Genomic DNA, 372 nt, shown 5'->3' on the forward strand with positions numbered 1-372 from the left:
GCCGTCTTCGTCGTACCAAGCGGGAAGCTGATCAAGCCCGAGAAAATCACCACGGCGACCGGGTGCAAAATTTCGGTGCCGGGGCGTTCGGCCTCGAAGAGCAAGGGTGCCAATGCGAAGGCGGTCACCAAGGCTGTCATCAACACCGGGCTTAAACGTTCCATCGAACCGCGCAAGATCATGGACTTGGTGAAGGACTCTCCTTCAAAGCGCATGAGGTTGATGTAATGGCTGACTTTCAAAATGCCGTTTCGAACCGAAATGCCAGCCAACGTGATGAACCCGACCAAGGCGGCCACCGACAAGGGCTGACCTGACAACCACAGACCCAACACAGCACCCACGAGCGCCAAGGGAATGTTCACCATGATT

The 372-nt window shown here is 56.2% G+C and carries 1 protein-coding gene; it reads right to left on the reverse strand.

Annotated elements, in window-relative coordinates; all coding sequences use genetic code 11:
• Window positions 1-372, reverse strand: a 372-nt coding sequence (locus B472_RS16860) for an efflux RND transporter permease subunit (RefSeq protein WP_192877899.1), incomplete at both ends; no start/stop codon positions are given.

The sequence above is a fragment of the Limnohabitans sp. Rim28 genome, assembly GCF_000293865.2.
GTDB lineage: Bacteria > Pseudomonadota > Gammaproteobacteria > Burkholderiales > Burkholderiaceae_C > Limnohabitans_A.